The 5,512-nt window shown below is 67.4% G+C and carries 7 protein-coding genes; all 7 read right to left on the bottom strand.

The window, feature by feature from the left end; translation table 11 throughout:
- Positions 1–1,178, bottom strand: a 1,178-nt coding sequence (locus RMO40_RS17670) for a response regulator (RefSeq protein WP_309724244.1), incomplete at its 3' end; no start/stop codon positions are given.
- Positions 1,175–2,083 (bottom strand): ATP-binding protein, encoded by a 909-nt coding sequence (locus RMO40_RS17665; protein WP_309724242.1) that lies wholly within the window; start codon positions 2,081–2,083, stop codon positions 1,175–1,177. The genes RMO40_RS17670 and RMO40_RS17665, both read right to left, overlap by 4 nt.
- Before the next feature lie 4 nt (positions 2,084–2,087).
- Positions 2,088–3,107 (bottom strand): ATP-binding protein, encoded by a 1,020-nt coding sequence (locus RMO40_RS17660; protein ID WP_309724240.1) that lies wholly within the window; start codon positions 3,105–3,107, stop codon positions 2,088–2,090.
- Positions 3,108–3,111: 4 nt separating this feature from the next.
- On the bottom strand, positions 3,112–3,528 hold the full coding sequence (locus tag RMO40_RS17655; protein WP_309724238.1) for an ATP-binding protein: 417 nt from the start codon (positions 3,526–3,528) through the stop codon (positions 3,112–3,114).
- Positions 3,512–3,895, bottom strand: coding sequence for an STAS domain-containing protein (locus RMO40_RS17650; RefSeq protein WP_309724237.1), 384 nt, complete (start codon positions 3,893–3,895; stop codon positions 3,512–3,514). Before RMO40_RS17650 ends, RMO40_RS17655 begins: the two co-directional genes overlap by 17 nt.
- Before the next feature lie 14 nt (positions 3,896–3,909).
- On the bottom strand, positions 3,910–4,761 hold the full coding sequence (locus RMO40_RS17645; protein ID WP_309724235.1) for an RsbRD N-terminal domain-containing protein: 852 nt from the start codon (positions 4,759–4,761) through the stop codon (positions 3,910–3,912).
- Positions 4,762–4,926: 165 nt separating this feature from the next.
- Positions 4,927–5,512, bottom strand: a 586-nt coding sequence (locus RMO40_RS17640; protein WP_309724234.1) for a TetR family transcriptional regulator, incomplete at its 5' end; no start/stop codon positions are given.

Raw genomic sequence — 5,512 nt, 5'->3', positions numbered from 1 at the left:
GCCATCAATCGCAACGTGCGCGTCCAGGCGCGGTGTTCCGTTTGGGCGTCGATCACCAGCCGCACCTTGGCCTCGTCGGCCGAAGCCTGCATGGCGGCGATGGCGTCGTTCACCACTTCGACCGGGTCCACCGGCTCGAAGGTGAGCTGCATCTTGCCCATGTTCAGGCGCGACATGTCGAGGATGTCGGAGATCAGCCGCGCCTGGACGCGCACGTTGCGATTGATGGCAGTGAGGCCACGCAGCGTGGTCTCGTCGCCGCCGCGCTTTTGCAGCACGTGGGTCCAGCCCATGATGGCGTTGAGCGGCGTGCGCAGCTCGTGCGAGAGCACCGCGATCAGCTCGTCTTTCATGCGGTTCATGCGCTCGGCCGAGCTGCGGGCCATGCGCTCGCTGTCGAGCAGCTGCTGGCGTTGCAGCTCGACCAGATTGCGCTGCGAGACGTCGGTGGCGACCGCCATGTGCACGCCGGGCTCGATGTCGCGCGACAGCACCCAGGCCAGGTCGATCACCTGGCCATCGGGCGACTGCACCGGGAATTCTTCGTCGCTCACCGCGCCCCCGAGCCAGGCACGCAAGCGGTCGGCCGACGCCTCGGGCGCGAAGCCTGCGAGCTCGTGGCCCAACACATCTTGCCGCTGGCGGCCCAGCAGGTGAAGCATCACCGGGTTGGCATCGAGCACGCGGCCGTCGCTCGAGAGCACGCAGATGCCGCCGGGTGCTTGCGCATAGATCGCGCGGAACTTGCGTTCGCTGTGGCGCATGGCTTCCTCGGCCATGCGCGTGCGCACCAGCGCCTGCACCGTGGCCACGAGCACCGCGGGCTCCACCGGGTGGGTCAGGTAAGCATCGGCGCCGGAGTCGAGGCCTCGCACCTTGTCTTGATCAGTGGTGAAGGCCGCGGTGAGGTGCAGCACCGGGGTGCGGGCGGTCTCGGCGCGGGCGCGCAGGCGGCGCACCACCTCCCAGCCGTCGATGTCGGGCAGGTGCACGTCGAGCACCACGGCCGAAATGGTGTCGTCCGCCGCCTCCAGGCCGGCCGCGCCGGTGGCCACCTCGCGGGTGCGAAAGCCCGCGTTTTGCAACAGGCGCACGGTGACGTAGCGGCTGGCCGGATCGTCGTTGACGATGAGCAGCTCATGCGCCGAGCGGTCGATGGGGTGCATGGAATCGGTCATGCGCTATTTGCTGGTGTTGCCGTTGCCGGCGCCGCGGGGTCGGTGGCCGGGCGCAGCGGCAGCGTGACGAAAAAGCGCGACCCCACCCCGGGTTGGCTTTCCAGGCCCACGGTGCCGCCCAGCAGCTCGGCCAGGCGCTTGCTCAGCGACAGGCCGAGGCCGGTGCCTCGCAAGCGCTTCTGGATGGGCGAGTTCACCTGCACGTAGTCTTGAAAAATCGCGCCATGGAATTCGGAGGCAATCCCGATGCCGGTGTCTGACACGGAGAAGGTCACCTTGTGCGCGTCGGTGCGCGCCACCGAGACCCGCACCTCGCCGCGCTCGGTGAACTTGAGGGCGTTGGAGATGAAGTTGCGCAAGATCTGCGAAAGCTTCTTGTCGTCGGTGTAGACCGGCAGCGCTTCGGGAGGCTCTTCGAAAACCAGGGTCACCTCGGCGTTGATGAGCACCGGCTTGAACATGCCGCGCAAGGCAGAGAACAGGTCCACCAGCTCGAACCATTCGGCCGAGATTTCCACCCGGCCGGCTTCGACCTTGGCGAGATCGAGCAAGTCGTCGACCATCTCCGCCAGCTCGGTCGCAGTGCTCTGGATGAACTGCACCTGTTTGGCTTGCTCCGCGGTGAGCGGGCCGTCTACTTTGTCGGCCAGCAAACGCCCCAGGCTGCGAATCGATGAGATCGGCGTGCGGAACTCATGGCTCATGTAGGCCAGGAAGCGGCTCTTGAGTTCGGTCGCTTCGCGCAGCTCCTGCGCCTGGGTGTCGAGCTCGCCGTACAGCGCGACCACGCCGCGGTTGGTTTCCTCGAGCTCGTCTTGCAAGGTGCGGACTTGCGCGCGCAGCTGGTCGAGCTGGGTGTCGTGAGGTGTCTCGTGGGGCGCGTTGTGGGGGAGATCCGGCGTCATGCTCTCAGCTCCGTCGGATGACCAACACGGTGGCATCGTCGCGCGTTCGGCTGTGCTCGCGCATCAGCCAGGCGGCGATCACGAGCGGGTCACATTGCAGCAGGCCGGGTGTGTCGGCGAGCGTCCAGCGGGTGGCGATGCCGTCGGAATGCAAGATGAGCAGCGCGTGTTCGGGCCAGTCGTAGGGCAGGTCGTTCAGGCGGCGGATTTGCAGCCCGATGGTGCCGTGCTGCGACAGCAGCGAACGGTCTTCCACCCCGGACACGATGCGACCGGCGATGTTGCCCGCGCCGGCGAAGACGAGCTTGCCTTGCGCCGCGTCGAGGTGCACCACCGCCACCGCCGCGCCGCGCGTTTTGCGCATGCTGGTGTGGGCGCGTTCCAGCAGTTGGGCCGGGCTGGGTTCGGCCACCGATTCAAACAATGTCACTGCCACCTGGGCCGCCTCGGCCGCGCCCGGGCCGTGGCCCAAGCCATCGGCGACGATCGCGCGCCCGGTTTCGCCGTGCCACTTGACCGAGTAGCCGTCGCCGCACACGGTCTCGCCGGGGGCGCAGTAAGAGAGCGCGGCGTGCCGGAAGCGCTGGGTCGAAACGTGAGACCCGGCGCCACGCCCCGCGCGCACCCGAGCGACCACGATGGTGCCGCGGCCGGGGGTGGAGTTGATCGAGAAATCGTCTGACATGCGCTGGATGGCACCGAGCCCGGTGCCCGGCGTGCCGCCCGTCGAGTAGCCGTCGCGCAGGCAGCTCGCCACGTCGGCCATGCCTGGGCCGTCGTCCAGAGCCAGCAGCTCGATGCTCGCGGGGTCGTCGCCGCGGCGCGCCGCCATCAGCAGCCGCCCGCCCGTGGCGTGACGCACGAGGTTGGTGCCGAGCTCGGTGATCACCAGCGCCAGCCGGCCGCTGCAGGCTTCGTCGAACTTCAGCTCTTCGGCCAGGCGTGCCGCAGCGCGCCGAACCTCGCCAACCTGGCTGGGCTCTTGCAGGTGAAAGGCCACGTGGGAGGCCACATGCGAGTTCAAGGCACTACTTCCAGCGTGTGATGGTGACGCAAGTGCCTTCGCCGGGGGCGGTGCGGATCTCGAAATCGTTGACCAGGCGTTTGCTGCCCGACAGGCCCATGCCGAGGCCGCCACCGGAAGTCCAGCCGTCGGTGAGCGCGAGGCCGAGGTCGGGGATGCCGGGGCCGTGGTCTTCGAAAGCGAGCCGCACGCCGGTCTTGAGACCGTTTTGCACAATCTCCCAGCGCATTTCGCCGCCACCACCGTAGACCAGCGTGTTGCGCGACAGCTCGCTGGCCGCGGTGATCATCTTGGTCTGGTCGACCAGCGAAAACTTGACCTGCTGCGTGAGCTTGCGCACCAGCTGCCGGGTGGTCACGATGTCGTTCTCGGAACGCACCGGCACGCTGCCGCTGGTGGCGGTGTCAGTCTCGGCTTGCATCGTTGCTGGCCTCTTCGGCGCGCTGCAGCAAGGCCATGCCCCGCTCCACGTTGAGGGCGGTGCTCACGCCTTCGAGCGAGAGGCCCAGCTCCACCAGGGTGATCGCCACGGCGGGCTGCATGCCCACCACCACGGTCTGGGCATCGAGTACACGCGCCACGCCGGAGATGCCTGCCAGCATGCGGCCGATGAAGGAGTCGACGATCTCGAGCCCCGAGATGTCGATCAGCACGCCGCGGGCGCCGGTGCGTTCGATCTTGGTGGCGAGGTCGTCCTGCAGCGCCATGGCGGTCTGGTCTTGAAGGTCCACCTGGAGGGTGACCAACAGATTGCGGCCCATCTGCAGGATTGGAATGCGCTGCTGCATTGCCGTGGTCCCGTTCAGGCTTTAGGCCGCGTGACCGCGTAGCCCAGCTTCTTGATCGCAAGCGCCAGCGCATCGGCCAGTGACGCCTTGGTGGTGATGCCGTGCAGGTCGATGCCCAGGTGCACGATGGTCTGGGCAATCTGGGGGCGCACGCCGCTGATGATGCAATCGGCGCCCATCAGGCGGATGGCGGTCACGGTCTTGAGCAGGTGCTGCGCGACCAGGGTGTCCACGGTGGGCACGCCGGTGATGTCGACGATGGCGATTTCGGAGCCGGTGTCGACGATGCGCTGCAAGAGCGCTTCCATCACGAGCTGGGTGCGGCTGCTGTCGAGCGTGCCGATCATGGGCACGGCCAGCACGCCCTCCCACAATTTGACGACCGGGGTCGACAGCTCCAGCAGCTCTTCTTGCTGGCGCTTGATGACCTCTTCGCGCGAGAGCTGGTAGGCCGACATGGTGTGCTGCGCCATCTTGTCGACGATGTTAGAGATGGCCCAGATGGCCGCCACCAACTCGGTGGGTTTGGACGACAAGGCTTTTTGCAGCGCGGCGAACAGCGGCCGCTTGAACGACAGCACGAAGTGGCTGGTTTCTGCCGCGCTGGCGCCTTGTGCGGCGCCTGAGCGCGACAGGCTGCTGAGCGTGTCTCGCAGGGCACCCCAGCCGTTGTCTTCCAGCCGGCCCGGGTCGGCATCGGCTTCGACCCCGGCCTGGAATGCTTTGAGCACCTTGGCCGCTTCTGCCTCCGCGTTGCCGCTCAGGGCGCCGCTGCTGGAGGTCTTGACCTCGCTCAGCCAGTCTTGGAGCACCTGGGCGCTGTTGGCCTTCAGCAGCTGAGCGATCGCGGTGTTCTCTTGTTTCATTGGATTCCTCGTGAAAGCGCTTGGCCAAACGGCTCGCGGAGCCGCTGGGGCGCGGCAGGGGCATGGTACCTGTCAGCTTGCGGCGCACTGCGTTTGCGGCGCACCCATAGGGATATGTCGGCGAGGGCATGCGGACAGCCGGGGGCCGTGCCGCCTCTTCTCAGCTCACGCCGTCTCGCTGGGGGCGCACAAGATGCCGAGCAGCATCGGCCGCACATAGATCTCGGCCACGTTGTCCTGCGTGATGCCGGGCACCCAGTGGCCCAGGCTGGCCGTCGAGTTGATCAGGCCGCTGGCCACTTGGGCGGCGATCACGGGGTGCAGCGGGCGCACCGAGCCGTCCATCATGCCGTCGACCACCACACTGGCCAACCGCTCGGTGAGGCGGCTCATGGAGCGGCGCACTTCGGCGCGGCGGGCCGGGTCGGACAGGGCGCTGGTCGCCCCCAGGCGCAACAGCGGGCCTTCGGACGACAGCTGAAAGCGCGCCAGCGAGCGCGAGATGGCGCAGGCACGGTCCCAGCCGCTGCCCTCGATGCCCTCGGCCAGGCTGAGCACATGCCGGATCACGCCGAAGCTGCGCTCGAAGCAGGCCGAGATCAGGTCTTCTTTGTTGTCGTTGTGGTGATAGAACGAGCCCTTGGTCACGTTGAGCTTGGCCGAGATCATGTCGACCGAAGCGCCGCGGTAACCCTGTTCGTTGACGAGTGACGAGGCGGCGCGCAGAAAAGCCTCTGACGTGGGGTCTGCA

Origin of the sequence: Rhizobacter sp. (genome assembly GCF_031412075.1) — a bacterium.
Lineage (GTDB): Bacteria > Pseudomonadota > Gammaproteobacteria > Burkholderiales > Burkholderiaceae_C > Rhizobacter.
This window is presented reverse-complemented; position numbering and strand designations above follow the sequence as displayed.

What these genes read in the sequence shown, in the direction of transcription:
- RMO40_RS17665 (WP_309724242.1), bottom strand. Translation starts at nt 2,083, where the DNA reads ATGACGCCGGATCTCCCCCACAACGCGCCCCACGAGACACCTCACGAC.
- RMO40_RS17655 (WP_309724238.1), bottom strand. Translation starts at nt 3,528, where the DNA reads ATGCAAGCCGAGACTGACACCGCCACCAGCGGCAGCGTGCCGGTGCGT.
- RMO40_RS17650 (WP_309724237.1), bottom strand. Translation starts at nt 3,895, where the DNA reads ATGCAGCAGCGCATTCCAATCCTGCAGATGGGCCGCAATCTGTTGGTC.
- RMO40_RS17645 (WP_309724235.1), bottom strand. Translation starts at nt 4,761, where the DNA reads ATGAAACAAGAGAACACCGCGATCGCTCAGCTGCTGAAGGCCAACAGC.